The sequence below is a fragment of the Alteromonas aestuariivivens genome, assembly GCF_003367475.1.
GTDB lineage: Bacteria > Pseudomonadota > Gammaproteobacteria > Enterobacterales > Alteromonadaceae > Alteromonas > Alteromonas aestuariivivens.
Window position 1 is genome coordinate 269768 of the sequence record NZ_QRHA01000001.1, and the last position, 26903, is coordinate 296670.

A 26903-nucleotide genomic window follows, 5' to 3' on the forward strand; every position below is an offset into this window, starting at 1 on the left:
GTTCAGGTTACAGGCAAATTCCCATGCAGGCTTGCCTGCAAGGCCAGGCCAGCGGTGTGAACTGTTAATGAGTCTCAACGCCCTGCTCGGTAGCAACCAGCACCACATCTGCACCTCGATGGGCAAAAATGCCGTTGGTGACCACGCCGGCAATATTATTGATGGTGGATTCCATTTCCCGCGGGTTGAGAATTTTGAGGTTATGCACGTCCAGAATCACATTACCGTTATCGGTAATTACGCCCTGGCGCCACACCGGATCGCCGCCCAGTTTGACCAGCTCCCTTGCCACATAGGAACGGGCCATCGGAATCACTTCCACCGGCAGGGGAAAGTCGCCGAGCACATCCACCTGCTTGGTGTCATCCACAATGCAGACAAACTTTTTGGCTACCGCGGCAACAATTTTTTCCTGGGTGAGCGCGGCACCCCCACCTTTAATCATGTGTTTGTGGGGAGTGACTTCGTCGGCACCATCAACGTAAATCGACAGACTGTCCACTTCGTTGAGTTCAAACACGTCAATACCCAGTGCTTTCAGCCTGGCCGTTGAAGCCACTGAACTGGATACGGCGCCTGCCAGTTTGTGTTTGATGTCAGCCAGGGCATCAATAAAGAAATTTACGGTAGAGCCGGTGCCAACACCAATGATGGTGTCAGCTTCAATGTAATCCAGTGCAGCCAGGGCAACCGCCTGCTTTTTGGTATTCTGATCCATAGTTATAGACTCCTGAAATTTTGCCGAAGTGTACCTGAATTCGGGTTAAATGTGATGCCCTTTGGTGTTCGCGTCTAAAATTCTGCTACTTGCGCTGATGAAGCCTGCGGGCGTGAGAATTCCGTCAAGCGGAATGTCCCAGGACTCCACCGGCAAGTTCCGTACCTGCTGGCATTCGTGGGCCACACCCAGCAAAAGCGGGCGCTTGTCAGCCTCGATCAGCCCCGCCAGGGTGCGATCATAGAAGCCGCCACCCATGCCCAACCGGTTACCGGCAGCATCAAAGCCTACCAGTGGCAGTAAAATCATATCGTGTTGCGGCACAAGCCGAACAGCCGTGCAGTCCAAAACCGGTTCCTCGATACCAAAGCGATTCAGGTGCATTGGGGTTGTGTTCATATAACGCTGAAACAGTAAAGCGTTGCCACTGAACGGATGAAGCACAGGCAAGGTGATTTCTGCACGGTTGCACTGCAGCCACTGAAGCAGGGGCTGCAAGCTGACCTCGCCGTCGTTGGCCAGATAGAGAGCAACACGTCCGGGAACGGCATGAAAATGCCTTTGCCACTGTTCAAGCAGTTGAACGGCCGCCCGCTGCTGCTGCGCCGGGGTTAACTGGCGACGGGCCCGGCGCAGTTCACGCCTGAGCGCATTACGGGCATCGTTGAGCTGTGTCATTTGTGGTTATCTTTATTGGCCAATAACTGCTTAAGCAGTTCGCTGAGCTGGATTTTATCCACCGGTTTGGTCAGTTTTTGACTGATGCCGGCAGCCCTTAGTTTGTGCTCATCAACCAGGGAGTCGGCGGTCAGGGCCACGATACAAGCCTGCGGATACCGCTTGCAAATGGTTTGGCTGGCTTCCAAACCAGACATTCCCGGCAGGTTGAGGTCCATCAGTATCAGCCCGAAGCTGTTGTTCTCACAGGCGTCAATTGCCTGTTCACCGGTATCGGCAGTCACCACCCGGCAGGGAAATGGGGCCAGCAGGGCTTGCATCACCAGCCGGTTAATTTCGTTGTCTTCTACTACCAGAACATCCGTGCAGTCAGTTGCTGGTGAAATCCCGTCAGGGTTCGCTTGCTGAGAAGTTGAGGTGTTTACAGGCACGATCACCTCGATGCTCGTGCCCTTGCCGAGCTCACTGTCCACATGGATGTGGCCTTTCATCAGATCAATCAGTGCCTTGGTGATCGCCATGCCGAGGCCTGAACCCTCGGTATGTCTGGCTGAGGCCAGGCGCACAAAGGGGGTGAATAAATGCTCAAGCTCCTGTGAGGAAATTCCCGGCCCGTTGTCCTTTACGGTAATCACAATGCCGCGCTGCTGCCAGTTCACGTTGCAACAAACAGATTGCCCTGCTGGTGTAAACTTTATCGCATTGCTCAGTAAATTAACCACTATCTGGGTGAATTTGTTGTCGTCCAGATAAATCCATTCTGGCAAGGATTGAGAAAGGGTAGTTGTCAATTCCACCCCTTTGATTTTGCTTTGCTGTTCCGCAAAAGAAAACACGTGAGTGAACAACGCCCTTGATTTTACACTTCTGGGTGTAAGCTCCAGGGTTCCTGCCTCCATCTGTCGCAGATCCAGAATCGAGTTAACCACTTCCAGCAATCTGGTACCGCTGGTATGTATGTGGTTGAGTGCTTCCAATTTGTTTGCAGAATCTTTGCTGGCCCTGGCTTCTTCCAGCAGCAGCTGACTGAAGCTGTTTATTGCATTGAGGGGCGTTTTTACCTCATGGCTGACGTAGGATAAGAAATCGCTTTTTAACTGGCTCTGCTCAGCCAGCAGGCTGTTTTTGCGTCTAAGTTCAAGGTGACTCATCACCGACTTCGACAGCGTTTTTAACGATTGTTTCTGGACAGAGTTGAGAGTATGCGGGCGATCGCTGATCACGCAAAGGGTACCAAGGCGATAGCCGGATTCACTGACCAAGGGGACGCCTGCGTAAAACCGGATGTGCGGTGGGCCGGTGACCAGTGGATTCTGGGCAAAGCGCGGGTCCTTTCGGGCGTCGGCAATCTCCATGATCTCATCGTGCAGAATAGCGTGGGCACAGAATGCCACCTTGCGGTCGGTCTCCCTGACGTCAAGACCCTTGTGGGATTTAAACCACTGGCGGTCGGCATCGACCAGACTGATTAAAGCGATGGGGGTCTGGCACACCTGTGCTGCCAGTTCGGTAATTTCGTCAAACAGGGCTTCTTCTTCGGTGTCCAGCACTCCGTACTGGCATAACTCAGAAAGCCTCAACGGTTCGTTGTGAGGCATTTCCGGAAGCTTGAAAGGGCTGCCTGTTGTCACTTCTGCATCCTTAACACTATTACTGGCGTGAAGGTGCACTGCACCTTCACCATCGTAAACTCAGAGTGCGTAGGTTTCGATGAACAGTTTCTCCAGCGCACTGGCGTCAACCTTGGTGGCGACTTTAATGGTGCTGGCATTCAGCCAGTCAGGGCTGGCGGTTGTACCTGCTGGTGCGACTGAAGTCTGGCCCCGGTTCAGCGGGTCGGTGGAAACCCGGGCATGCCCTTCGGTCAGTTCAAACAGCTCGGGGTGGATAAGATGCGCAATCGGAAATGCATCGTGGAAACAGCAGAAGTGCTCATCCTTACCCAGGGAGTAGAAGTCAATGTAAAACTGCGCGGCCTTTTGCACAAAGCCACCCAGTTTGGGATTTTTCTGCGCCAGGGTTTCAACAAAACTGGGGGGGAAGTGCACCTTGTTGGTCACATCCAGGCCAAACATGGTGAGTTCCCAGTCAGCAGCAAAAACAATCTCGGCCGCATGGGCATCATTCCAGATGTTGGCTTCGGCAACCGGAGTCACATTCCCGGGAACAAACGCTGCGCCACCCATAATGCTCACCCCTTTTACCAGCTTGGGCAGTTCCGGCTCAAGCCGCAAAGCCAGCGCGAGATTGCCCAGCGGGCCAATGGCTACCAGAGTGATTTCGCCGGGATACTGGCGGGCCATATCGACGATGTATTGGGCTGAACTGCGCGGGTCCAGAGGTTTGTCAGAAGCCGGAAAACCAATGTTGCCAAAGCCGTCGTCGCCATGCACAAAATGGGCGTAACCGGATTCCGGCCCTACCCACGGCATACCTACTCCCTGGGTAACCGGAATTTCCTGGCCTGCCAGTTCACAAAGTGTAACAGCGTTGCGCGCTGCCATGGTCACCGGTACGTTGCCGTACACGGTGGTCAGGCCCAGAACTTCGATTTGAGGGTGTTGAAAGGCAAAAAAGATTGCCATGGCATCGTCGATACCAGGGTCCGTGTCCAGAATTATTTTATGAGTCATACTTTACTCGAATGTTGATTAACCAGCGTGTTTGGCCAGAAAACGATCGACTTCTTTTTGGCTTGGAATTGATTGTGCCGCTCCTTCCCGGGTTACCGAAATGGCTGATGCGGCGCAGCCCCGAACCAATGCTTTTCGGGCGTCGGCATGTTCTGCATACGCTGACAGAAAGTAGCCAATAAAGGTGTCACCGGCGGCCGTGGTGTCTACAGCGTCAACACTGAACGCACTGACCTCAATGGTCTGCTCGCGGCGTAACATGATCACACCCTGTTTGCCCAGTGTAATGATCACTTCGGCATGTTGCCAGTTGGCTTTAAAATGGGCAATGATGTCGTCCAGCTCAGGCTCGCCGGTAATGGCTGCCGCTTCTGTTTCATTCACAATCAGCAGGTCAATGCACTCATACGGCAACTGTTTGACAGATTCACTCATGGGCGCAGGGTTGAAGGCTACCTTAAGGTGTTTGGCTTTGGCTGAACGCAGCACTTCTTCGATGCAACTGGTTTCATTCTGGGTGAGTACCCAGTCTGAGGCCCGGCTGTCAAGCAGCGCTCTTTCAACGTCTTTGGACGATATGGTTTGATTGGCGCCACCGAATAGCACAATTGCATTTTCACCGCTGGGGGTGACCTGAATAATGGCGTGCCCCGTGGGCACGTCAGAGCAACTCAGGAAGCGGCAGTCAACGCCGCTTTTTATCAGCGCCTGTTTGAAACTGGCATCGTGTTCGTTAATGCTGCCAACGTGTTTTACATTGCCTCCGGCCTGGGCAAGGGCGATAGACTGATTAGCCCCTTTGCCGCCAAGAAGTTGCTGATAATGTGAAGAGGCCAGGGTTTCACCCGGCTGGACAAAATGATCGACCTGATAGACATGGTCGATATTAATGGAACCGAAATTAATGATTGCCATTGAGTAATACCATCGTTAAAGGGGGTGTCTCCCAAAATGCCGCTGTCCATCGTTCGCCCGTGTGCCGAAAAGGACACGGTGGAAGAATCGTCATGACCGTAGGCTTCTCGGTACGCGCCGAGCCTGCGCAATAGTCACAAAGTCAACTTCCTTTTAAGTAGCATCGGCCAGGGACATGAATGAACTGGCAAACATCCCAGGAGACATAGTTATCATGCGTTACGCAACAGGTTATACCAAACGCCGATGGAGGTGAAGCTACTCACCTTGCCGGATAGACCAGCTTCACATTCGGAACCGGGTTGCGCCGTCTGTTTGAAGTGCACGGAAGCGGCGTGTTTTTTAGTTGCTACAACCAATACAGCCAGAATCGAGCGAGTCAACGTCCTGTTGGCGGCGATCATAACCAAATCTGGCTTCGACCGCCAGTTACTCTCGCGCTTATGTGCAATAAAATGGTGTCCATTTCTGCCTTTGTACAACTAAGGTAACAAGCTCTGTGGATTGAGCTATGCTCATAAGGAGTGCCGCATTTCGCTCGAAACTATCGCACTTTCCCTTTTGTGAGTTCATTCACTGCAGTGTCTGGATGGGAAAGTGGTTCACATCAATATTCAATTCGGCTGCGGGGCAATAGCCCAATCCTTACCCAAACAGAGGGGATCCGGTGCTGTACATGCTGGGTTTTGCAGGTTGAATTTGCTAGCATACCGAAAAATGATAGTGGAATTTTCCGTGGATAAACAACTGGATTACGACAGCGTTACCAACCGATTGTCACAACAAGGGATGGTTGTCGACGCAGCAGAAGTACACGGTACTTTATGTGGCATGCTTTGTGGTGGCATGTCTTTGACCGAACGCCAATGGATCAGTGCTCTGAGCGATACCTGCAATCAGGGCGAAACTTTCCCACAGTCTGTGGCACAAATTCTCGATAGCCTGTTTCAGCAAACCTGCCAGCAATTTGTCGAGGCCGAATTTGCACTGCAATTGATGCTGCCCGATGACCAGGCTCCCATTAATGACAGGGGCGTTGCCCTCATCAACTGGGTACAGGGTTTTATGCTCGGGTTTGGGTTGCACCAGCAGGATTTAATGCAATGCTCCGAGGATGTGAAAGAAGCGCTGGAAGATTTTGCTGAGATTGCCCGTATGGAAGAGCCTATGAGTGAAGACGAAGATTCTGAGCGGGCTCTGTATGAAGTGGTGGAGTATGTAAAAATCTCAGCCTTGCTGTGCTTTAACGAGCTGGGCCAGTCGTTGCTGGAAGACCAGAACGAAAAGCCTTCGGTGCATTAACTGGGGCTTGCCATGATCAGCAGTCAGGAATTTATTGCCCGACAGGAACGTTTGCTGGCCCAGTGCCTGCCGGACAGTGTGTGCTTAATCCCCGCAGCCTCACTGGTAACCCGCAGCCGGGACACCGAGTATCTGTTCAGGCAGAACAGTGATTTTTGGTACCTCACCGGTTTTGAAGAGCCTGATGCCTGGCTGTTGCTGTCAAACCATTCCCGTCACGGTGGCTCCTACCGGGCGATGGTGTGCCTGCCGAAAGACCCTCAAGCTGAAGTCTGGCACGGGCGGCGGCTGGGCGCAGAGCAAGCCCTGGTGCGCTTCAGCGTGGATGAAGCCTACGAGCTTGACGAACTGGAAGACATTTTACCGGAGTGGCTTGAAGGGCACCAACAGCTTTACTTTGCACTTGGTGATAATGACGCGGCAGACAACCTGGTTCAGGAAGCTCTGGCCCTGCTCAGACAGGCCCCAAAGGAAAACCGCGCGCCAGGTGGCATCATGGACATTCGCCCCATGCTGCACGAAATGCGGCTGTTTAAATCGGCCTGTGAAGTGGCGGCCATGAAAGCCGCAGCGCAAATTACGGCGGCTGCACACTGCCGGGCCATGAAGTTTTCTGCGCCGGGGCGCTTTGAATACCAGTTGGAAGCAGAAATCCATCACGAATTCGCCATGGCCGGAGCCCGCTCTCCCGCCTACGGCACCATAGTCGGCAGCGGCGAGAATGCCTGCATTCTGCATTACACCGAGAACGCCAGCCAGTTGCAGGCCGGCGATCTGGTATTGATCGATGCCGGTGCAGAATATCAGGGTTATGCGGCAGACATCACCCGTACCTTCCCGGTTTCAGGTACCTTCAGTGAAGCGCAAAAGGCTATTTATAATCTGGTGCTGGATGCCCAGGAAGGGGTGCTGGCCATGCTCAAGCCCGGGGTAACCTTGCCCGAGGCCAGTGCAGTGGCGGTGAGAATACTCACAGAAGGCCTGGTGAAGCTGAACATACTCAAAGGTACGGTAGATGAAAATATTGCATCCAAAGCATGGCAGCAATACTTCCTGCATGGGCTGGGGCATTATCTTGGCCTCGATGTGCACGATGTGGGTGATTATAAGCTGAATGGAGAAGACCGCCCCCTGCAACCGGGTATGGTGATCACGGTGGAACCCGGGCTGTATTTTCCGAACCAGCCGCAGGTGCCCGAAGCCTACCGGGGCATTGGTGTGCGTATTGAAGACAACGTAGCCATCACCGCTACCGGGGTTGAAATTCTCACTGCGGATGTGCCCAAAACCGTGGCGGGCATCGAAGTTTTGATGAAGGGGTAGCCGTGTGACAGAAACCCCTGGAACCGAAACGGATATTGCCATTGTAGGCGGCGGCACCGTGGGCAGCCTGCTGGCGAAAGGATTGCTGGCTCGCACTCACTGCCGGGTAAGTCTTATTGACGCCAACTCGTTTTCTGTCGATGAACGCCACCCCGGATTCGACGCCCGGGTCATTGCTCTGGCCAAACGAACCCTGGATGAACTCGAAAAGCTGGGTGTCAGCCTGAATGTCAGTCATGCCGCTGAGATCACCCGTATTCAGGTATCGGAGCAGGGCGCTGCGGGCCTGTGCCAGTTGGACGCACGGCAGCATGGATTGCCCGCATTTGGCCGGGTAGTGGCGCTGACCGAACTGGGCAAGGCATTTCGCGTGGAAAGTCACCCGCGCCTTAGTATTCATGCGCCTGCGTCAGTAACTGAGGTCAACCGCCAGCAAGAGAGTGTTACGGTTACGCTCGACAACGGCCATACCCTGCGCGCCAGATTATTGGTGCTGGCCGACGGAGGGCGATCTGAACTGGGCAATCAGTTGGGGCTGCAGCACCGCTCTGACGATTACAACCAGACCGCCATTGTTGCCAATGTGCGTACCTCAGAGCCTCACAACAACTGGGCGTATGAGCGCTTTACGCCGTTTGGGCCACTGGCCTTTCTGCCATTCAACCATGGCGGTGTTAGCGAATCGCAATCCGGTAGTTATGGCTTCGCTATGGTATGGACTCTGCCTCCTGAACAAGCCAAGCGCTTGCTGAAGTGCACCGATGCTGAGTTTGTTCGCCAGCTCCAAGCGGCCTTTGGCTATCGGCACGGTATCATTGAAGGGGTTGGCAAAAGAACCCACTATCCGCTGGTGCTGCGTACCGCAGATCCGGCAATCTCTCACCGCGTTGTAACCATAGGTAATGCCGCACAGACTTTGCATCCGATTGCCGGGCAGGGTTTTAATTTAGGATTAAGGGATGTGATTGGCCTGATTGACTCTCTTGAGAGTGAGCCGGACCCCGGTGCATTCTCGGTATTGCACCGTTTCCAGCAAAGCCGGCAAGGTGATCGCCAGGCCACCATTTCACTGACCGATTCGCTGGTGAGGTTGTTTTCCAATTCACACTGGCCGCTGCAGGCGGCCCGGAATATAGGGCTTATCAGTATGGATAACCTGTCGGCGCTCAAACAAAGGTTTGTGCGCCAGACCACCGGATTTGGACCCAAAGCGTGAGCCCGGAGCAATCATGAACAAGGTAGACATCGCCATTATTGGCGCAGGCCTGGTAGGGCAGACTCTGGCCCGTGCGCTGAAAGATTTGCCACTGCAGGTGGCGCTCATTAGCGACGAGCCGGTTATTCTGCCAGTGGGCACTGAACCGCTGCTGAGGGTCAGCGCCATTAACAGTGCCAATCAGCAGGCTCTTACTGAGTTGGGAGCCTGGCAACACATGCCTGCCGAACGCCTGTGTGCCTATACCGCTATGCAGGTGTGGGACCAGGACAGTTTTGGCCGTATTGAATTTGATTGCCGGGAGGTTGCGGCGGAGCACCTTGGTCATATAGTTGAAAATCAGCTGTTGGTGAACGGGCTGGCTAAAGCGTGCGCCACCCAGGATAACCTTACCTTCATCAACGGCCGCATCAGCAAGATATTGTGGGGCCAGCAGGAGACCATGCTGATGCTCGACACTGACGATGTGGTGGCTTGCCGGTTACTGGTGGGCGCCGACGGCGCAAACTCCTTTATTCGTCAGCAGGCCAATTTGCCACTGAATTTCAGGGATTATGGTCACACTGCGATTGTCGCCAATATCCGCTGCAGCGAACCCCATAACCGGGTCGCCCGACAGGTATTTACCCCCCATGGGCCATTGGCACTGTTGCCGATGGCGGACCCGCACACCTGTTCCATTGTGTGGTCGCAGCAGCATCAGCATGCCAGGGAACTGATGGCAAAAGATGAGCAGGCGTTTGCACATCAGCTCTCAGCCACCAGTAACAGTGTGCTTGGCCCGCTGGAGCTGATCAGTGAGCGGGCCTGTTTCCCGCTTACCATGCGTTACGCCCGTGAATGGGTAAAAGACGGTGTGGTTATCATTGGTGATGCCGCTCATACCGTGCACCCACTTGCCGGGCAGGGCGCCAATCTGGGAATGCAGGATGCACTGGCGCTGGCTCGTGAGATCACGCGTTTGCACCAGCAGGGCAAAGACTTTTCCCGCCAGCGTTATCTGCGGCCGTTTGAACGGGCCCGTAAAGCTGAAGCGGTGAAAATGATAGCGGCGATGGATGGCTTCAAAAGCCTGTTTGCCGGAGACGACCCACTCAGAAAGTTGCTGCGTGGAGTAGGGCTGAGCGCAACCAACGCCATTCCCGCCCTCAAACGTCAGTGGATTGTAAGGGCCATGGGCTTGTAACCAACACTAAATTTTTACTTTATTTTGCTGGAATAACGAGATGAACAAACGCAGCTTTTTAAAAATGACCGGTTTAGGTTTGGGTACACTGGGGCTTTCTGGCCTGGCCGGAGCGGCGCAGTCAGGTGCTTCAAGCTCTCATACTTTATCGGATATCACCGGTTCGGTGGAACCCATTAGTGTGGCAGAGCGTCGTCAGCGCATTAAAACAGCACAGAAGCTGATGGCCGAGCAGGGCGTGTCGGCCATGATCCTGGAGCCCGGTGCCGCCATGGATTACTTCAGCGGCATCCAGTGGTGGCGCAGTGAGCGTTTGACCGCACTGGTTGTGCCACAGGAAGGCGAACCCGCCGTCGTCACCCCGTTTTTCGAAGAGCCCAGTGTGCGCGAGTCCATGGCCGTAGGCAGTGAGGTGCGGGTATGGCAGGAGCACCAAAGCCCGTTCGAACGGGTGAAAGAATTACTGACTGAGTGGAAACTGGACAAGGGCAAGCTGGCGTTTGAAAACAGCGTGCGTTACTTCGTACTCAGTGAAGTGATGGCCCTGTTGCCGGGCATGACACACGTCAGCGCAGAGCCTGTCACCCGCGGATGCCGCATGTACAAAAGTGCCCATGAGTTGGCTCTGATGCACAAGGCCAACGAAGTAACACTCAAGGCATACGAACATGTTTACGGGCAGCTTACCCTGGGTATGAGCCAGAGCGATGTGAAAGCGCTTATGGATGGTGCCCAACAACGATTGGGGGGCAAAGGCACCTGGAACATGGCGCTGTTTAATGAAGCCAGCGCCTACCCCCACGGTACCCGTCAGTCGCAGGAAATTCAGGAAGGTTCGCTGATCCTGATGGATTGCGGCTGTAACGTACATGGGTACCAGTCAGACATCAGCCGCACCTTTGTTTTCGGTGAGCCGAGCAAAAAGCAGCACCAGGTATGGAAGAGTGTGCGCAAGGGCCAGCAAATCGCGTTTGAAAAGGCGCAAATTGGCGTGGCGGCGGGGCAGGTTGATAAAGCCGTGCGGGATTATTACCAGACTCTGGGTTACGGCCCCGAGTATGCGTTGCCGGGCCTGTCGCACCGCACCGGGCACGGCATTGGTATGGAAGGCCACGAAAGTGTGAATTTTGTACTTGAGGAAATCACACCACTGAAGCCTGGAATGTGTTTCTCTGACGAACCGGGCATTTATATTCCCGGCGAATTTGGTGTGCGACTGGAGGACTGCCTTTACATGACAGAGCAGGGCCCCCAGTGGTTTACTGTGCCCCCGGCGAGTCTGGAGGAGCCGATTGGCACGCTCGCTGAGGCGAAATTTGGTTAACGATGAAAGCCTGCTGTACGCAGGCTTTTTTAATCCGTCTGATTCGCCTGCAATAGCTGCCAGATGACAAAACCCACGGCCACCAGGCCCAGTATGAAACAGTAGTACACGTAGGGCACCAGCGATACCGGCGAAATACTGAAGCTGGCCCCAAGCAGCAACGCCTGGGCTCCGTAGGGTAAAAGCCCCTGTACGATGCAGGCGAAAATATCCAGCAGGCTGGCACTTTGCTTGGGCGGTATTTCGCCGTGCTCAGCCAGCCGTTTGGCCGCTTCACCCGCCACAATGATAGATACGGTGTTATTGGCCACACACAGGTTGGTCACGCTGATAAGCCCGGCTATGGCCAGGCTGTGGCTGGCATGGTCGTGACGAGACAGGCGGCCAGCGAGTTTTTGCAGCCGTTCCACCAGATAGCTCAGCCCGCCCTGGCGGCGCATCAGTTCGGAAAGACCGCCAATCAGCATGGAAAGAATGAATACTTCCTGCATTTGCCCGAAGCCGCTGTAGATGTCCTGCCCCAGTTGCCCCGCCGGGTAGTCTGCCTGCCACACGCCCATCAAAACGCAGCTGACAATGCCCAGCGTCAGCACGGCAAATACATTAACTCCGGCCACCGCCAGCAGCAGGATCAGCAAGTAGGGAAGCGCCTGCCAGGGGTTGGCAGCCGTCGGCTCTGCAATTTCCACCGAAGGGCTGTTCCAGATCAGGAAAACCAGTGTCAGCAGTGCGGCGGGGATGGCCAACTTGATGTTCTGCATGAATTTGTCGCGCATCTGGCAGCCCTGGGTGCGGGTGGCGGCAATGGTAGTGTCAGAAATGATCGACAGATTGTCGCCAAACATGGCACCGCTCATCAGTACCCCCGCCATCAACGGCAGTGAAATGCCGGTGGTTTCGGCCATGCCCAGGCCAATTGGCGCCATGGCAGCCAATGTGCCCATGGAAGTACCCATGGCAGTGGCTACAAACGCGCTGAGCAAAAACAGCCCTGGCAGCAGCCAGTCGGTTGGAATGAGGGTTAGCCCCAATGCCACGGTGGAATCTACGCCGCCGGTGGTGTTGGCGACGGCGGAAAATGCCCCCGCCAACAGGTAAATCAGGCACATGGTAATGATGTTGTGGTGCCCGGCACCGTCAACAAACTGGTGAATGGTCTGGCTCAGGGATTCGCGGGACAAAAATACCGCCAGTAATATGGCCGGTAAAATGGCTACGGGTGCCGGCAGCTGGTAGAACGCATATTCCACGCCCTGAGACTGATAATAAAAACCGGCACCAAGGAAAAACAACAGGAAGACCGCCAGGGGCAATAGCGCCAGTTTACCCCGGTTTGTTAGATGCTCAGACAAAATACCACTCTCTAAAGGACGTTTAGACGTCCGGAAGTATAGTGTTTGTCGGGAACAGACACAAGACGAGCCGACTTCAACAAGGATCAGCCCGTTAAACGGGAGCGAATAAAATCCGCCAGAGTTTTGCTTACCACCGGGTGCTGGGTGTCCTGGTTGAACAGGCAGATGTCTACCGTACCGAGGCGAGGCAGGTAAGGGTGTTGTAATACCGTAAGTTGCGATGGCATGCTGGAGCGGGCCAGTGCAGTAATACCCAGCCCCTCCTGAATGGCAGCAACCAGGCCGGACAGATCCGCATTGGTGTAAGCAATTTTCCATGCCCGGGTTTGCTGTTTGAGCTGTTCAATTACGCGGCTACGGTACATGCAGCCATCCGGCGCCAGGACCAGGGAAATGTTGTCGCCCACCAGCGAATGGGAGGGGTCGCCCACCCATACCATATCGTCTTCAATCACGCGCTGGCCGTCGGTCTGCTGCTTGGGATTCACCAGTGCCAGAATCAGGTCGAAACTGTTGCGTCGGGCCGGGGCGAGCAGATCCCGGCTTAGTGCCGAGGTGACTTCCAGAGACACGTCAGGGTAGCGCTTGGAAAACTCGCCAATCAAACCGGGCAACAGAGTGGAAGCAAATTCGTTGGGTATGCCCAGCCTTAATCTGCCGCTCAATGGGGCCGGGTTCAGGCTGCGAAAAATGGCGTCGTTCATGGCCAGCATTTCCTTGGCCTTAGGGTACAGCCAGTTGCCGTCGGGACTGGGCAGGTGCCGTTGCCCCACCTTGGTAAACAATTTGCGCCCGGTTTGTTCTTCTAGCTTTTTGATTTGCAGGCTGATGGCCGGTTGTGAACGCCCCAGTAGTTCTCCGGCTTTGGCGTAGCCGCCCAGCTCAATCACACTGACAAAGGTGCGTAAATTATCCAGCGACAATTGTTTCATATAGATTTGAAATTCTGATGTAGTGAAGTAAATACATTATATTTGCAAATGTAATGATAAGAAATTCCAATTTGTTGCTGCCTGACCGAACTCCTATACTTTTTAACGATTTTATTTAAGACAAGAGTGAGTCGGATGACCAGCACCACTGCCCTTCATGCCAAGCACCTGGAAGCCGGTGCCAAAATGGTGGATTTCTTCGGATGGGACATGCCCATCAATTACGGTTCGCAAATTGAAGAACACAATGCCGTTCGCCAGGACGCCGGTATGTTCGACGTTTCCCACATGACCATTGTTGACGTAACCGGCCTGCAGGCCAAAGACTACTTGCGTTATTTGCTGGCCAACGACGTGGACAAGCTCAAAGACAAGGGCAAAGCCCTCTACAGCGGTATGCTCAATGAGGAAGGTGGAGTAGTGGATGACCTGATTGTGTACCACTTCGACGCCACCAACTACCGTTTGGTTGTGAACTCGGCCACCCGTGAAAAAGACATGAACTGGTTGCTGGACAAAGCCCAGGGTTTTGACGTGATCATTACCGAGCGCCCGGAATTTGCCATGATTGCGGTACAGGGGCCGAATGCTAAAGAGAAGGCAGCTACTTTGTTCAGCGCCGCGCAAAAAGAAGCTGTGGCGGGAATGAAGCCGTTCTTTGGTGTGCAGGCGGAAGACCTGTTTATTGCCACCACGGGTTATACCGGTGAAGCGGGTTACGAAATTATGGTACCCGAAGCGCAGGCCGGACAGTTCTGGCAAGGTTTGCTGGATGCGGGTGTAAAACCCTGTGGCTTGGGCGCGCGGGACACCCTGCGCCTGGAAGCGGGTATGAACCTGTACGGCCAGGATATGGACGAAACCATTTCGCCACTGGCGGCCAATATGGGCTGGACCATCACCTGGGAACCGGCAGAGCGCGATTTTGTCGGCCGCAAGGCGCTTGAAGCGCAACGTGAAGCGGGCACCGACAAGCTGGTTGGCCTGGTGATGACAGAAAAAGGCGTGCTGCGCGCAGGCCAGAAAATCAACACCGAAAACGGCGAAGGCATCATCACGTCCGGCACCTTTTCACCCACCCTGGGGCACGCCATTGCATTGGCCCGCGTACCGGCCAATGTGGGCGAAACGGTGGAAGTGGAAATGCGCAAAAAGTGGGTTACAGTAAAAGTGGTTAAACCCAGTTTTGTTCGCAATGGCAAAAGCGTTTTGTAATTAACACAGATAAACAGACTCTAACTAGATCAGGAAAAATTATGAGCAACATCCCAACCGATTTACGTTACGCGGCTACCCATGAATGGGTGCGCCCAGAAGGAGATGGCGTATTTACCGTAGGTATTTCTGAGCACGCTCAGGATCTGCTGGGTGATATGGTGTTTGTCGAATTGCCGGATGTCGGTGACAAAGTCAGCACCGGAGACGACATTGCCGTTGCAGAATCGGTTAAGGCCGCTTCTGACGTATACGCGCCCATCAGCGGTGAAATTGTGGAAGTGAACGAAGATCTGGAAGATTCTCCGGAGTTGGTGAATTCCGACCCCTACGGAGACGGCTGGATGTTCAAAATCAAAGCCGACGATCCTTCTGAAGCGGAAGACCTGCTCGACGCCGACGGCTACGAAAACAGCATCGACGAAGAATAAGCCGGCGCAAGCTGAATACTGTGTGAAAGGGGCGTGCAAAGCCCCTTTCGTTTTCATTTAATCATTGCAGATCCATTAGAGATATATGTCGAATTCATCTCCTACTCTGGCTCAGCTGGAGCAAAAAAACGCCTTTATTCGCCGCCACATTGGCCCGGGCGAGCAAGAAATTCAAGCCATGCTGGAAACCGTTGGCGCCGAATCGCTGGACGATTTGATGGCTCAAACCGTGCCTGCCGCCATTCAGCTGGATAAACCCATTGAAGTAGGAGAGGGCGCGACAGAAGTTGAAGCGCTGGCGGCATTAAAAGCCGTGGCCGCCAAGAACACCATCAACCGCTCGTTTATTGGTATGGGCTATTACGATACTCATGTGCCGAATGTGATCCTGCGCAACGTAGTGGAAAACCCGGGCTGGTATACTGCTTATACCCCTTATCAGCCGGAAATCGCTCAGGGCCGTCTGGAAGCCATCCTGAACTTCCAGCAGGTCACCATTGATTTAACCGGCCTGGAACTGGCCTCTGCTTCTTTGCTTGATGAAGGTACCGCGGCTGCCGAAGCCATGGCGCTGGCCAAGCGGGTTTCGAAAAACAAAAAAGCCAACCTGTTCTTCATTGCCGACGACGTGCACCCGCAAACCCGTGACGTGGTAGAAACCCGCGCGGAAATGTTTGGTTTTGGCATCGTTACCGGCCCGGCGAGCGAAGCCGCCGATCACGATGTGTTTGGCGCTTTATTGCAGTACCCCGGTACCACCGGTGAGGTGGCCGACATTCGCGACATCATTGCTGCGGTTCAGGCCAAAAAAAGCATAGTGGCCGTAGCGGCAGACCTGATGAGCCTGGTGATGCTGAAATCGCCCGGTGAACTGGGTGCAGACGTAGCTCTGGGCAGTGCCCAGCGCTTTGGTGTCCCTATGGGGTACGGTGGCCCGCACGCGGCTTTCTTTGCAACCCGCGACGCGTACAAGCGTTCACTGCCAGGGCGTATTATTGGTGTGAGTAAAGACACCCGTGGTCGCCCGGCACTGCGTATGGCGCTGCAAACCCGTGAACAGCACATTCGCCGTGAAAAGGCCAACTCCAACATCTGTACCGCACAGGTATTGCTGGCTAACATGGCCAGTTTCTATGCGGTGTACCATGGCCCGAAGGGCCTTAAAACCATTGCCCAGCGCATTCACCGCTTCGCTGATATTCTGGCTACCGGCCTGACCCAGAAAGGCCTGGGCCTGAAGCACAGCACCTGGTTTGACACCCTCACCGTGCTGGTGGGCGACAAGCAGGCCGTGCTCAGCAAAGCCTACGCCGCGGGCATTAACCTGCGCGCCGACCTGGAAGGGGCCGTGGGTATTTCTCTGGATGAAACCACCACCCGTGCCGACATTCTGGCCCTGCTAAACGTATTGCTGGGCGACGCACACGGCCTGGATATCGACACGCTGGACGCCGAAGTGACCACCCAGGGCAGCCAGTCGATTCCGGCTGATTTACAGCGCACCGATGACATTCTCACCCACGAGGTATTCAACCAGTATCACTCTGAAACTGAGATGCTGCGTTATATCAAGGCGCTGGAAAACAAAGATCTGGCTCTGAACCATTCGATGATTTCACTGGGCTCCTGCACCATGAAACTCAACGCCACCGCCGAGATGATCCCGGTTACCTGGCCGGAATTCGGTCAGTTGCACCCGTTTGCTCCGCTTGAGCAGGCCAAAGGCTACCAGGAAATGATTGGTGAACTGAGCGACTGGCTGATTAACATCACCGGCTACGATGCACTTTCCATGCAGCCGAACTCCGGTGCCCAGGGCGAATACGCCGGTTTGCTGGCCATCCAGCGTTATCACGAAAGCCGCGGCGAAGGCCACCGTAATGTGTGCCTGATCCCCAGTTCGGCTCACGGTACCAACCCGGCCTCGGCCCAAATGGTTAGCCTGAAGGTTGTGGTGGTAGATTGCGACAAGAACGGTAACGTGGATCTGGCCGACCTGCGCGCCAAAGCGGAAGAAGTGGGCGACCACCTTTCCTGTGCCATGATCACTTATCCCTCTACCCATGGAGTGTATGAGGAAACCATCCGTGAAATCTGCGACATCGTGCATCAGCACGGTGGCCAGGTATACATGGACGGCGCCAATATGAATGCACAGGTTGGCATTACTGCACCGGGCTATATTGGTTCGGACGTTTCGCACCTAAACCTGCACAAAACCTTCTGCATTCCACACGGTGGCGGTGGCCCGGGTATGGGCCCTATTGGTGTGAAATCACACCTGGCCCCATTCCTGCCCAATCACGCGGTGGTGAATATTGAGAATGCCGGTAAAGACTGCGGTGCGGTTTCGGCAGCTCCGTGGGGCAGTGCGTCTATTCTGCCTATTAGCTATATGTACATTAAAATGATGGGTTCAGCCGGCCTTCGCAAAGCTACCGAAGTGGCGATTCTGAATGCCAACTACGTGGCCAAGTCACTGGAAGGCCACTACAACGTGCTGTTCAAAGGTCGTAACGACCGGGTTGCCCACGAATGTATTATCGATCTGCGCCCGCTCAAAGAAGCTTCTGGTGTAACCGAAGTGGATATTGCCAAGCGTCTGAACGATTACGGTTTCCATGCGCCAACCATGAGCTTCCCGGTAGCCGGTACGCTGATGATCGAGCCCACCGAATCCGAAGCCAAGTATGAACTGGATCGCTTCATCAACGCTATGATCAGCATTCGCAAAGAAATTGCCAAAGTGGAAAGCGGCGAGTGGGATGCCACCGACAACCCGCTTCACAATGCGCCACACACTCTGGCTGACATTTGCGACAGCGACTGGAGCCGCAGCTACGATCGAAACCTGGCCGCCTATCCGGCTCCTGAAGTGGCCCGCAACAAGTTCTGGCCCAGCGTTAACCGTATTGACGACGTATTCGGCGACCGCAACCTCATGTGTTCCTGCCCGACCATGGATACGTATCGGGATGAGTGATATTTTTGTTGTCGATTCCGAATGAAGTTTGTGTACGATAAATAAAGTTTGTGAATCAAATGAAGTTTGTGAAAAGGGCCGAAAGGCCCTTTTTTATTGCATTTCAAAAAACTAAAGCAGTATCTTTTTGCTAAAAAAAGCTCTTACTTCGGAAGAATGATCTGCTGAAAGATGAGCTATATTAGATAAATGAAAATACTGGAATATCAGCGCTGATTAAATGAAGAACATTCAAGTATCAGATATAAAAACAATTAGACGACTGAATCAGAGAGTGATTGACCACTACAAACCGAGCTAAGTAATGAGTTGCGTAGGCATATCTAGAGTATATTAGGAAATCTTTTTGTACAATTTTGTCATTAAAATATTGGGAAAACAGTTTTTTTTGCCGTTTTTGCTCTTGGATTGGACGATGTTTGCAGATTAACATAAACGAATATGTAGGGCCCTAATCTGATCCTGATTCGGAGGTTAGTTGGTTCCATGAATATTGGACAGTTTTACTAGACGATATTAGCCCTGGCTGTACGAATTATAACAGCTCTACCTTCCCTGATTTGACTTCCTCGAAACTTGTTTCTGGTTCCAATTGGTACCAGTCGTCACACCATCTTTTACTGCGGTCATCATACGTAAATGCGAAGCATCTATCATTGACGAAAAGCTTCAGGCGGTCTTGGTCCTTTGGGTGATATGAAAAGTCAAAGCAGCTATCAGATTCATTAAGGTGTTTGCTAGCCCAGTTGAAAGTTGAAAGTACAGAGCTCTCAGGCTCTATAAAGGTGCCCATAATCATATTTGGCGGTCCTTTTCGGGTACAACGATATAGTATCCAGTAAGGTTTGGATTTATTTATTTCATTTTCACATGTACAAAGCTTGAGTGTACTGCTCGGCTCACACATTTTTCGCTCCAGGGTTTCCTAGTTGTTTTCTACATCATAGCGAACCGGCGACGGTGCACCAAACCATTCGGTTGTCATAATTTTTTCGGCTTGTTAATCATGATGTCGAGCCAACTAATTTAGTTAAACATCCTATTCATAGGTAATATCGATGGTAGATTGTAATGGTATGATTATTCTAGTTTTATGAGTCACTGTTTGATCATTTTGGGATACTAAATTTATGATAGAAGAGCCGATAGTTCGAAGATCTTTGAGACTGCTCAGGGCAATTCACGAGCTTCACAAGCAGGGATATCAAAATCTAGCTATATATTGCGGGATGTCGTCCTCGGGTATTCATTGGCGTCTTCAACTAGTCCCGTATTACTCCTCGGGATATAAAAAATATGATGGCATGGAAGTGCTTGAGGAAAGCTGTTTTGAAAATGCCCTTCATACCAGCGGATCCAGCGGTAATGAGTATTTTGGGTGGCGTGATGCAGTGAACTGTAATGTTTCAGAACTCGCTGAGTTGATAAAGGAAAGATTTCCGAGACTTTTAGCCTTATCTTTAGGAAAAAATTATAAGTATGCAGGTTGGTTTGTCGATATGTTGGGGAAGGCTGAGGCCGGTGAGCTACCATTATCTGATGTTAACAGTGATGCATTCATATCGACGACTGGTAAGTCGGCCATTCCTAGCCCTCCGTTGGCTGAACGTTTTGAATTAAATGGACGTCACTTTTATTTTGTAGAGGGCAGGCACCTCAATCCCGATGACGATTGGCATACCAAGTACATAGATATCATCAATGGATTTCGAATTGCCAAAATCGCGGCTTTTCCCGCTTACCCTGTGGACAGCAAATCAATTTTTGAGATAGGAGCATACTGGGAGGGAGCTATCTATTATATAAGCGCTATCCTTGGATATAGAAATATTCATGAATTTGTTACTGATGCTGATAACCCTCCTCCCTCATCCGAGCGGTGGAGTACGTTTTTTGCTATTTGGAACAGTGAAGGTCAGTATGAATTCTTGAAAGCATTCCTAGTCAAAAAGATGATGGGTTACCCTGAGTGCAAATTATCTGATGATGATCCAATGCAACACTGGTTAAGGTTTTTGGAAGAGTTTGAAAGCTCTTTAACAACCATAACATCCAGGACATATCGCACGCACAACCCATATTTTGGAGGAAGTAATCCGCTACATCTCGGATTGATATTGTCTCATTTAGAACCAGAACGAAGGCTAATTTAGGAACGGGGGAAATTGTGGTATTTGTTGGAGTGTAGTGGTCAATAAAACCCGGACACCTTTTTAGCTAATTCTTCTGCTTTCGCCGGTGGTAGCCCTTTATTAAATTGATGCGGTCTTTCCCAGTTGTAGTAATTCATTGGGTAATAACCCACATCTCGTTTCGCTTCGTTAATCGAACGGTAGCCAGTTGAAGGCATCCACTCGGATTTCAGGCTTCTGAACACACGTTCCATTGGGCTGTTGTCCCAGCAGTTTCCCCGCCGACTCATGCTTTGAATCATCTGGTAACGCCATAGTCGTTGCCTGAATTTGCGAGCACCGTACTGGGAACCCTGGTCGCTGTGGAACAGAACGCCTTTCGGTTTACCCCGTAATTCATAGGCCATATCCAGTGCTCTGGCCGCGAGTTCTGCGTCCGGCCGGTGTGACAGATTCCAGCCAATGACCCGGCGGGTATGCAAATCAATGACGACCGCTGCATAGTGCCAGGCTGAGCCGGTCCAGATGTAGGTGATATCGCCACACCAGACCTGATTGGGCTTCTCAACATCGAATTGCCTGTCCAGCAGGTTGGGGATATCCGGCCGTTCGACCTGTACATTTTTGTAAGCGTGCTTGCCGGGTTGCTTGCTCATTAAACCCTGCTCCTGCATCAGGCGAGCCGCTTTGAATCGGCCCATGACAATGCCTTCATCGCGCAGCATACTGACTATCGTCCGGGTTCCGGCAGACTGGCGGCTCTTATCAAACAAGCGCTTTACTCTGGCCCGCAGAATGTTCCGTTTAGCACTAATCAGCCGCTGACGCTTACGCCGTTCATAGTAACTGCTGACGCCGATCCCTATCGCTGAACAGACCAATTCTGTTGATTCATGCTCCCTCAACCGGTCTATCAGCGCGTGGATTTCAGGTCGTCGGACATCAAGAGAGCAGTAGCCTTTTTTAATATGGCCTTTTCTCGTTCCAGGCGATTTACGCGGGCTTCCAGTTCTTGAATACGCTGCTGGTCTGGAGTCAACGCCTTGGACCTGGGCGTGTTGCCACTGCGCTCCGATTCGAGCTGCTGAACCCATTTGCGCAGGGTATTTTCGTGAACGTCTACTGCGCGTCCAGCTTCAGCCATACTGTAACCTTGGTCGAGTACCAGGCTGGCTGCATCATGTTTGAATTCCGGACTGAATGACCGTCTTTGTCTTCTCATTGAACACCTCGTTATTAAGTGTAATGCTACCACTTAAAACGGTGTTCGGGTTTAGTCTGCCACTACACCAGCAATTTAAAGAGTGCTGAGTTGTACACGCTTGTGAATGATGAAGGGCACTTTATTTACCTCGATGAGTGTAATCATGCAAACGAAGCTATGGGCGTGAGTTTGTGCAAAGACAGGGAGGGGGTAGACAGGAAAGCAGCACACAACAAAATGCTGGGGGTCATTTTTGATTTTACCAATTCGGGCCTTTGAGTGGCGCACTGGCAGGTATCTTGTGCTGGCTGTGTGAAAGCTGGATGGGAGCCGGAAAACCGCGCTTGACTGCATAGCCCGCAACTCCCGGTTGGGCGTATGCTGGAACACAAAGAGTTACTTAAATGTTTTGAGGTACAAGGCTTCAACTTTATCTCTTGCCCATTGAGTTTTACGCAAAAATTTGAGTGAAGACTTAATGGAAGGTTCATTGGCAAAGCAGTTAATACGGATATGTTCGTAAAGTCCGTTCCAGCCGTAATGTTCTGCCAGGCGCGTTAAAATTTTCTCCAGCGTCAGGCCATGCAAAGGGTTGTTGATTTGTTCTTGGCTCATCGGGTTATTCCCAGAAATATGTCTTCGTAGTGTACCTCTTTTCAGCATCTAACTCACAATCATTCATCCGTCAGCACACACAGGAAAATCAAAGATGCCAGCGGCACAATGTCAGCTATGATTAAAGCCATGGGATGCGAGCCAAACACTAGGGTGTGTTTATCTTTGTTCATTATTTATGTTGGAAACTAAAATGGCTGAGGACAAGGCGTCGGTGACGCAGTTTGGTAATCCAAATAAGTCAGCGGCAACGCGGTTATCGGTCATTTTAGATCCAACCCGAAGGGCAGTGGCCATTATTGCGCCATACTGCCCTCAAATTCGCTCATTTAGGCCTACTAAACCTCACTCATTTTGTAATTGTCTGGCGCACTAATGACCGACTGCATAAACATTGAACAAAGATAAACACACCCTAGGGTTAGCCCGTTGATAAACAGCCGGAAATTTATGGAAAAAATTATGCTGATACCAAAAACTCCCCTGCGTGCTGCGCGTCTACTGATGGTTGTTATTGCGGCATTGAGTGTGGTGGTTGGGTGCGCCTCCAATCAGCCACAAATCAACATGAGTGACGAGCAGAACTTTGACGCCATTGATACCTTTTACGTTCAGGTGCCACTGAATTCGGTTAATCCTGCCATTGATGATCATATGGTGACGGCTATTTCTTCAGTCCTTCAGAGCAGGGGGTTAAAACCTGCCAGTAAAGAAAATGCCGACATAGAAGTGGGCTATTTCCCTACAGTTGCGAGTAAAGAAGGGGGGGCGTCGGTTAATATCGGCCTTGGCACCGGGGTGTTCGGGCGTTCCAGCGGTATATCCCTGGGTAGCATATTCAGTGTACCTGTGGGGGAGCAGGTAACTCAGTACCAGAATCTTCAGATTGATATTGTGAAAGACGGTGCCTTTATTTACAGCGCAGTTGGCAGTGTGGAGATTGAAGCACAAGACAGCATCACGGTTCAGCAGGAACTGACCAAACTGGTTAGCGAGCTGTTGCAGTCTTATCCGGTAAAAATGGCGAGTGTGGCAGAGCCAGAGTAAACACTGGCCGCTCAGAAAGGGGGCGGCTCTTTTCGTCCGAACTGCTCACGGTAGGCATTGGGCGAAACTGATATGTATTTTTTGAAGTTTATCCGCAGTGATGTGCCGTTCTCATAGCCTGACTTCAAGGCAATCTGTTCAATATTCAGGTTGGAATCTTCCAGCAGCCGCTGGGCTATTTCCAGTTTCCGGTGGGTAAGCCAGACCTGGGGCGTAATGTTGAAACTTTTTTTAAAGTGCCGGTCGAAGGTGCGTCTGGTCATGTTGGCCTGCCTGGCAATATCGTCCACCCTGAGTGTATGGGATAAATTATTTACCGCCCAATCCAGGCTTTTGGCAAGGCCTGTACTGCCATTCGAGGCTGGTTTTTCTATGTACTGAGATTGCCCTCCACTGCGATGCGCCGGCAGTACAAGCCTGCGAGCCACAATATTGGCTGCCGAATACCCGAAATCGCGCCGGATAACTTCAATGCCGAGGTCGATACCGGCGGCACTGCCGGCAGAACAGCCTATCTGCCCGTCATACAGGTACAGGATGTCATCTCGGAATTCTATGCTGGGGAATCGCTGCTTGAACTGTTCGGCATAGCGCCAGTGGGTAGTTGCAGGCCGGCCGTCCAGCAAACCCGCCTCAGCCAGCAGGAATGCCCCCGAACAGAAGCTGATGGTTCTGCCCCCTCGGCCATGATGGTGCCGCAATGACGCCAGCAATTTATCAGGCACTTGGAGGGCGTTAACCGGGTAACTTGGGATGACCAACAGATCACACTCAGGCAATACGCCAACCTGTCGGCAGTTTAGCTGGGTGCCTGCCAGTCCTTCATACGAGGAATGGGTCAGTGAAACCGTGTCAGTGGTGTACCAGTGGTCAAATTCATCCCGCTGTAACGCAAACAGTTCAGTGGCACAGGCGTATTCGAAAATCGACAAGCTTTCGGTCAGCAAGATCAGCACTTTTGGGTTTTGGTGAATCATATTCTGTCTTAATTATTACGAATAGTGTCTTATTGGACAATAACGGTGATTTTTCCAGCAGGCAATAATGTTGTTGAATTTTGAATCAAAGGAGAGAAGAAATGCCATCACACGTTGTCCGACCCATGCCCGCTGAAAGCGTCGAAGCGCTGGCCCATTTTCAGTCGTTAATGAAATTTGAGACAGATTGCTGGGATGTTCACTACGCGATAAACAATGATTTGCATGACTTTGTGCTGCTGGACGTACGCGGCCTGGAGACTGCAAAAAAAGGGTACATTCAGGGGCTGTGCTGATGCCTTACCCAACTATAAGTAAAGAAACGTTGGCCGACTATCCGCAAGGCACCTGTTTTGTGGTGTATTGTGCCGGGCCACATTGCAATGCCACCGAGAAAGCGGCCATGAAACTTGCCAGGCTGGGGCGGCCAGTGAAAAAAATGATTGGTGGCGTAACTGGCTGGCTGGATGAGGGTTTTACGTTGGTCAGTCATGGGTGATGTTCGTGTACGAAAAGCGCTGGGGCAGGATTGTCCCAGGCGCTATCTCACATGCGCTTCAGGTTGCTTTAAACGCCATTGAAGGTTAAATCTTCAGGAGTGGATCTGGAATAAACCCCCGCAACTGTTTTGCCTTTTCCACTGCGCTTTGCCTGGTACAACATTTTGTCGGCATAATCGATGGCGTAGAGGACATTAACATCCGTATCGCTAAATTCCACCAACCCGGCAGAAAAGTTGACTGACAGAGTATCATCAGTGGTTTCCCAGCCACTGTATTTCTGTAGTTTGTCGCGCAGGTTTTCCAGGCTCACGCTGGCTTCAGCAGTGGTAGTATTGCGATAGACAATTACAAACTCTTCGCCACCGTATCTGAACGCTACGTCAGACTGGCGAAGGTGTTTTTGCATAATGCCGGCAAGAAGCTTAAGTACTTCATCGCCGGTACGGTGCCCATGAGTGTCATTAATTTGCTTAAAACCATCCAGGTCCAGTATGGCTATGCAAATACGGTCGGAGCGCCGACGCATTCTCCCTGCTTCCAGTTTAAGGCGGCGCATGCCTTCCTGGCGGTTAAGCAGTTGCGTCAGCCCATCTGTGCGGGCCTGCATTTTTGAATTCCGATAGGCCAGATAGGTAACACTGAGTATTACCAGAGTGAATACCGCAAGCAAAACCGTTAACAGGCGAAACAGGCGGGCATTTTCCACCTGCAACGCCAGCGATTCATTTTTTTGTTGCATGCTCGCATAATCGCTAAACTGCAGAACCTTTTCGAGTGAAATGCTTAAAACCGGCAGGTCGTTGTGCCCGGTAAGTGGCTCACGATAAAAGCTTTGATACGCTATCTCATTTCCGAGCGCAGAGGCTTCTTCATAGCGGCCAGAGCTTTTCAGTAAGTACAGATGAGCAGTTTGGAGCAGGTTGTTGAGCTGCGGAGGCTGTTTGATTTTAGTGGATTCGTACGCTTTATTCAGCCTATCGAGACCGCGCTCGTAATCCCCCAGCTGAGCCAGAACATAAACCTTAAGCCAGTACGCCAGCGCCATTTCCCTGTGGTTCACGTACGGTTGGCTGTTGAGTATATCTATAGCGCGGTCCAGCAAATTTTGGATGTCTTTGGCGTCTTTATTATGCCGCAGCATTAGCCATGCCTGGTCTTTCAGTATCAATGCATGTTGCAAAGGATCATCTCGCAATTCGGCTTTCAACAGTTTTGCCTGGTAATCCTGCCAGGCATGCTGGAATGGTTGTGTGTCACCTGTCAGCTGGGCCTTGCAGCGAAATTCTGCTGGTGGTGAAGAAAACCGTTGTTGTTGAGCTTCGACAAACCTTTGGCAGTGCTGCTCGGCCGGTTCAAGGTTGTTCAAATTATAATAAATGGAAAACGCACTCTCATGAGCTTCATCAACGCTGTACTGAAAGAGCAGGTTAGGATTGTGGTTTTTCAGGTTGTCCATTACCAGCATCAGCTCTATCAGCGCGGCGGGGTCCTCTCCTGAAATCTGGAATAACTGAATGATCCAGCGCGTAATGAAATACAGTGTATCTGTGCTGACCTGCCCACTGACTTCTTCCCGCAGGCCCAAAAAGGCTCTGTACAACCATGGATTCGGATGCAGGCAGGTACAATATATTCAGTGTTCTCAAGCCGGCATAAAAATCAATGTGGTTGGATTTCAACCAGCTCCAGGTTTGGGAACGGCAGTGACGTCCATCGATCGTAGTAACCTGCCAGCACCAGAAATTCGAACAACTGACCAAGTTCCGACTGATCAAACAGATGGCTGGAGTACAAGGCGTTGATACGCTGAAAAGCATTGGGGTAATCCGTTACAAGCTGCAGATAGGTGCTTTGGTACTGCGCAAACTTTTGCTCCTGCGCGTTGGCAAACACGTGAGTGCTAACCATCAGCACACCAAACATCCACAACCACTTCATTTGTTAGTCCTGTTACGTGCTTGTTACTACTGCGTTATCACCACTCTACGTTATAGGCTTTATCAAAATCAATCTTGAAAAGCGCACTTTCACAGCAGATGACCTGTCGAACTCGCATTTTTACCGAAGATATTGTGTGGTAGGAGGTCGCAGAAATTCATTGGCATTGTTAGGGTGTGTTTATCTTTGTTCATAAATAATGAACAAAGATAAACACACCCTAGTGACAATGCTTCTGATTGGGCCTAAGTTTTTTAAGGGGGAGCAATATTACTG

The 26903-nt window shown here is 51.9% G+C and carries 25 protein-coding genes and 1 other RNA gene; 12 read left to right on the forward strand and 14 right to left on the reverse strand.

Annotated elements, in window-relative coordinates; all coding sequences use genetic code 11:
• Positions 1 to 64 precede the first annotated feature (64 nt).
• The 7 genes from rpiA to DXV75_RS17050 form a co-directional block, all read right to left on the reverse strand.
• Positions 65 to 718: a ribose-5-phosphate isomerase RpiA gene (gene rpiA, locus DXV75_RS01115; RefSeq protein WP_115591385.1), complete on the reverse strand. Its 654-nt coding sequence runs from the start codon at positions 716 to 718 to the stop codon at positions 65 to 67.
• A gap of 45 nt (positions 719 to 763) precedes the next feature.
• On the reverse strand, positions 764 to 1396 hold the full coding sequence (locus DXV75_RS01120; protein ID WP_115591386.1) for a 5-formyltetrahydrofolate cyclo-ligase: 633 nt from the start codon (positions 1394 to 1396) through the stop codon (positions 764 to 766).
• On the reverse strand, positions 1393 to 3027 hold the full coding sequence (locus tag DXV75_RS01125) for a hybrid sensor histidine kinase/response regulator (protein WP_115591387.1): 1635 nt from the start codon (positions 3025 to 3027) through the stop codon (positions 1393 to 1395). The genes DXV75_RS01120 and DXV75_RS01125 overlap by 4 nt, the downstream gene beginning before the upstream one ends.
• 60 nt (positions 3028 to 3087) lie before the next feature.
• Positions 3088 to 4029, reverse strand: a complete 942-nt coding sequence (locus DXV75_RS01130; protein WP_115591388.1) for a nucleoside hydrolase — start codon at positions 4027 to 4029, stop codon at positions 3088 to 3090.
• 18 nt (positions 4030 to 4047) lie between these two features.
• Positions 4048 to 4944, reverse strand: a complete 897-nt coding sequence (locus DXV75_RS01135; protein ID WP_115591389.1) for a ribokinase — start codon at positions 4942 to 4944, stop codon at positions 4048 to 4050.
• 24 nt (positions 4945 to 4968) lie between these two features.
• Positions 4969 to 5150: non-coding RNA, 6S RNA (ssrS, locus tag DXV75_RS01140), on the reverse strand.
• 6 nt (positions 5151 to 5156) lie between these two features.
• Positions 5157 to 5348 (reverse strand): hypothetical protein, encoded by a 192-nt coding sequence (locus DXV75_RS17050; protein ID WP_147291779.1) that lies wholly within the window; start codon positions 5346 to 5348, stop codon positions 5157 to 5159.
• A gap of 331 nt (positions 5349 to 5679) precedes the next feature.
• On the opposite strand from DXV75_RS17050, the gene DXV75_RS01145 reads away from it, so the two are divergent.
• From DXV75_RS01145 to DXV75_RS01165, 5 genes are read left to right on the forward strand one after another with little or no spacing between them, the layout of a single operon-like run.
• Positions 5680 to 6246 (forward strand): UPF0149 family protein, encoded by a 567-nt coding sequence (locus tag DXV75_RS01145; protein WP_115591722.1) that lies wholly within the window; start codon positions 5680 to 5682, stop codon positions 6244 to 6246.
• A 12-nt stretch (positions 6247 to 6258) separates the two neighbouring features.
• Positions 6259 to 7569: a Xaa-Pro aminopeptidase gene (gene pepP / locus DXV75_RS01150; protein WP_115591390.1), complete on the forward strand. Its 1311-nt coding sequence runs from the start codon at positions 6259 to 6261 to the stop codon at positions 7567 to 7569.
• Positions 7570 to 7573: 4 nt separating this feature from the next.
• On the forward strand, positions 7574 to 8785 hold the full coding sequence (gene ubiH, locus DXV75_RS01155) for a 2-octaprenyl-6-methoxyphenyl hydroxylase (RefSeq protein WP_115591391.1): 1212 nt from the start codon (positions 7574 to 7576) through the stop codon (positions 8783 to 8785).
• Positions 8786 to 8798: 13 nt separating this feature from the next.
• Complete coding sequence (locus DXV75_RS01160; RefSeq protein ID WP_115591392.1) at positions 8799 to 9971, forward strand: FAD-dependent monooxygenase; 1173 nt, start codon at positions 8799 to 8801, stop codon at positions 9969 to 9971.
• Between the two features lie 40 nt (positions 9972 to 10011).
• The gene (locus DXV75_RS01165; RefSeq protein ID WP_115591393.1) at positions 10012 to 11295 is read left to right on the forward strand and encodes a M24 family metallopeptidase; all 1284 of its coding nucleotides are present in this window, start codon (positions 10012 to 10014) and stop codon (positions 11293 to 11295) included.
• Between the two features lie 29 nt (positions 11296 to 11324).
• Here the strand turns inward: DXV75_RS01165 and DXV75_RS01170 are convergent, their stop codons facing one another.
• Positions 11325 to 12647 carry a Na+/H+ antiporter NhaC family protein gene (locus tag DXV75_RS01170; RefSeq protein WP_245953077.1) on the reverse strand — a complete coding sequence of 441 codons (1323 nt, stop codon included), beginning with the start codon at positions 12645 to 12647 and terminating at the stop codon, positions 11325 to 11327.
• A gap of 86 nt (positions 12648 to 12733) precedes the next feature.
• Positions 12734 to 13582, reverse strand: coding sequence for a LysR family transcriptional regulator (locus DXV75_RS01175; RefSeq protein ID WP_115591394.1), 849 nt, complete (start codon positions 13580 to 13582; stop codon positions 12734 to 12736).
• A 135-nt stretch (positions 13583 to 13717) separates the two neighbouring features.
• Between DXV75_RS01175 and gcvT the strand changes: the two genes are divergently transcribed.
• The 4 genes from gcvT (at position 13718) to DXV75_RS01200 (ending at position 20364) form a co-directional block, all read left to right on the forward strand.
• Entirely contained in the window at positions 13718 to 14797 is a 1080-nt protein-coding gene (gcvT, locus tag DXV75_RS01180) for a glycine cleavage system aminomethyltransferase GcvT (RefSeq protein WP_115591395.1), read from the forward strand.
• A 41-nt stretch (positions 14798 to 14838) separates the two neighbouring features.
• Positions 14839 to 15228, forward strand: coding sequence for a glycine cleavage system protein GcvH (gcvH, locus tag DXV75_RS01185; protein ID WP_115591396.1), 390 nt, complete (start codon positions 14839 to 14841; stop codon positions 15226 to 15228).
• An 85-nt stretch (positions 15229 to 15313) separates the two neighbouring features.
• The gene (gcvP, locus tag DXV75_RS01190; protein WP_115591397.1) at positions 15314 to 18211 is read left to right on the forward strand and encodes an aminomethyl-transferring glycine dehydrogenase; all 2898 of its coding nucleotides are present in this window, start codon (positions 15314 to 15316) and stop codon (positions 18209 to 18211) included.
• A 1130-nt stretch (positions 18212 to 19341) separates the two neighbouring features.
• Positions 19342 to 20364: a hypothetical protein gene (locus tag DXV75_RS01200; protein WP_115591399.1), complete on the forward strand. Its 1023-nt coding sequence runs from the start codon at positions 19342 to 19344 to the stop codon at positions 20362 to 20364.
• Between the two features lie 38 nt (positions 20365 to 20402).
• On the opposite strand, the gene DXV75_RS01205 is transcribed toward DXV75_RS01200, so the two are convergent.
• Positions 20403 to 21565, reverse strand: a protein-coding gene (locus DXV75_RS01205) for an IS3 family transposase (RefSeq protein ID WP_115591400.1) whose coding sequence is annotated in 2 segments (ribosomal slippage) — positions 20403 to 21310 and positions 21310 to 21565 — 1164 coding nt in all. Because the reading frame shifts where the segments join, the coding sequence is not laid out codon by codon here.
• A 378-nt stretch (positions 21566 to 21943) separates the two neighbouring features.
• Complete coding sequence (locus DXV75_RS01210; RefSeq protein ID WP_115591401.1) at positions 21944 to 22162, reverse strand: VF530 family protein; 219 nt, start codon at positions 22160 to 22162, stop codon at positions 21944 to 21946.
• Positions 22163 to 22624: 462 nt separating this feature from the next.
• Between DXV75_RS01210 and DXV75_RS01215 the strand changes: the two genes are divergently transcribed.
• Entirely contained in the window at positions 22625 to 23209 is a 585-nt protein-coding gene (locus tag DXV75_RS01215) for a DUF4136 domain-containing protein (RefSeq protein ID WP_115591725.1), read from the forward strand.
• 11 nt (positions 23210 to 23220) lie between these two features.
• On the opposite strand, the gene DXV75_RS01220 is transcribed toward DXV75_RS01215, so the two are convergent.
• Positions 23221 to 24186: a GlxA family transcriptional regulator gene (locus DXV75_RS01220; protein WP_115591402.1), complete on the reverse strand. Its 966-nt coding sequence runs from the start codon at positions 24184 to 24186 to the stop codon at positions 23221 to 23223.
• Positions 24187 to 24287: 101 nt separating this feature from the next.
• Between DXV75_RS01220 and DXV75_RS17185 the strand changes: the two genes are divergently transcribed.
• Both DXV75_RS17185 and DXV75_RS17190 read left to right on the forward strand, forming a co-directional pair.
• Positions 24288 to 24482: a rhodanese-like domain-containing protein gene (locus DXV75_RS17185; protein WP_245953078.1), complete on the forward strand. Its 195-nt coding sequence runs from the start codon at positions 24288 to 24290 to the stop codon at positions 24480 to 24482.
• Positions 24482 to 24685, forward strand: a complete 204-nt coding sequence (locus DXV75_RS17190; RefSeq protein WP_245953079.1) for a rhodanese-like domain-containing protein — start codon at positions 24482 to 24484, stop codon at positions 24683 to 24685. The genes DXV75_RS17185 and DXV75_RS17190 overlap by 1 nt, the downstream gene beginning before the upstream one ends.
• 68 nt (positions 24686 to 24753) lie before the next feature.
• Here DXV75_RS17190 and DXV75_RS01230 read toward each other — a convergent pair whose 3' ends face one another.
• Both DXV75_RS01230 and DXV75_RS01235 read right to left on the reverse strand, forming a co-directional pair.
• Positions 24754 to 26274, reverse strand: a complete 1521-nt coding sequence (locus DXV75_RS01230) for a GGDEF domain-containing protein (protein WP_147291780.1) — start codon at positions 26272 to 26274, stop codon at positions 24754 to 24756.
• Between the two features lie 74 nt (positions 26275 to 26348).
• Positions 26349 to 26627, reverse strand: a complete 279-nt coding sequence (locus DXV75_RS01235) for a hypothetical protein (protein WP_115591404.1) — start codon at positions 26625 to 26627, stop codon at positions 26349 to 26351.
• Positions 26628 to 26903 lie beyond the last annotated feature (276 nt).

What these genes read in the sequence shown, in the direction of transcription:
- DXV75_RS01215 (WP_115591725.1), top strand. Translation starts at nt 22,625, where the DNA reads ATGCTGATACCAAAAACTCCCCTGCGTGCTGCGCGTCTACTGATGGTT.
- DXV75_RS17050 (WP_147291779.1), bottom strand. Translation starts at nt 5,348, where the DNA reads ATGATCGCCGCCAACAGGACGTTGACTCGCTCGATTCTGGCTGTATTG.
- DXV75_RS01135 (WP_115591389.1), bottom strand. Translation starts at nt 4,944, where the DNA reads ATGGCAATCATTAATTTCGGTTCCATTAATATCGACCATGTCTATCAG.
- DXV75_RS01210 (WP_115591401.1), bottom strand. Translation starts at nt 22,162, where the DNA reads ATGAGCCAAGAACAAATCAACAACCCTTTGCATGGCCTGACGCTGGAG.
- DXV75_RS01175 (WP_115591394.1), bottom strand. Translation starts at nt 13,582, where the DNA reads ATGAAACAATTGTCGCTGGATAATTTACGCACCTTTGTCAGTGTGATT.
- DXV75_RS01130 (WP_115591388.1), bottom strand. Translation starts at nt 4,029, where the DNA reads ATGACTCATAAAATAATTCTGGACACGGACCCTGGTATCGACGATGCC.
- DXV75_RS01220 (WP_115591402.1), bottom strand. Translation starts at nt 24,186, where the DNA reads ATGATTCACCAAAACCCAAAAGTGCTGATCTTGCTGACCGAAAGCTTG.
- DXV75_RS01200 (WP_115591399.1), top strand. Translation starts at nt 19,342, where the DNA reads ATGATAGAAGAGCCGATAGTTCGAAGATCTTTGAGACTGCTCAGGGCA.
- DXV75_RS01235 (WP_115591404.1), bottom strand. Translation starts at nt 26,627, where the DNA reads ATGAAGTGGTTGTGGATGTTTGGTGTGCTGATGGTTAGCACTCACGTG.
- rpiA (WP_115591385.1), bottom strand. Translation starts at nt 718, where the DNA reads ATGGATCAGAATACCAAAAAGCAGGCGGTTGCCCTGGCTGCACTGGAT.
- gcvT (WP_115591395.1), top strand. Translation starts at nt 13,718, where the DNA reads ATGACCAGCACCACTGCCCTTCATGCCAAGCACCTGGAAGCCGGTGCC.
- pepP (WP_115591390.1), top strand. Translation starts at nt 6,259, where the DNA reads ATGATCAGCAGTCAGGAATTTATTGCCCGACAGGAACGTTTGCTGGCC.
- DXV75_RS17190 (WP_245953079.1), top strand. Translation starts at nt 24,482, where the DNA reads ATGCCTTACCCAACTATAAGTAAAGAAACGTTGGCCGACTATCCGCAA.
- DXV75_RS17185 (WP_245953078.1), top strand. Translation starts at nt 24,288, where the DNA reads ATGCCATCACACGTTGTCCGACCCATGCCCGCTGAAAGCGTCGAAGCG.
- gcvH (WP_115591396.1), top strand. Translation starts at nt 14,839, where the DNA reads ATGAGCAACATCCCAACCGATTTACGTTACGCGGCTACCCATGAATGG.
- DXV75_RS01165 (WP_115591393.1), top strand. Translation starts at nt 10,012, where the DNA reads ATGAACAAACGCAGCTTTTTAAAAATGACCGGTTTAGGTTTGGGTACA.
- gcvP (WP_115591397.1), top strand. Translation starts at nt 15,314, where the DNA reads ATGTCGAATTCATCTCCTACTCTGGCTCAGCTGGAGCAAAAAAACGCC.
- DXV75_RS01120 (WP_115591386.1), bottom strand. Translation starts at nt 1,396, where the DNA reads ATGACACAGCTCAACGATGCCCGTAATGCGCTCAGGCGTGAACTGCGC.
- DXV75_RS01160 (WP_115591392.1), top strand. Translation starts at nt 8,799, where the DNA reads ATGAACAAGGTAGACATCGCCATTATTGGCGCAGGCCTGGTAGGGCAG.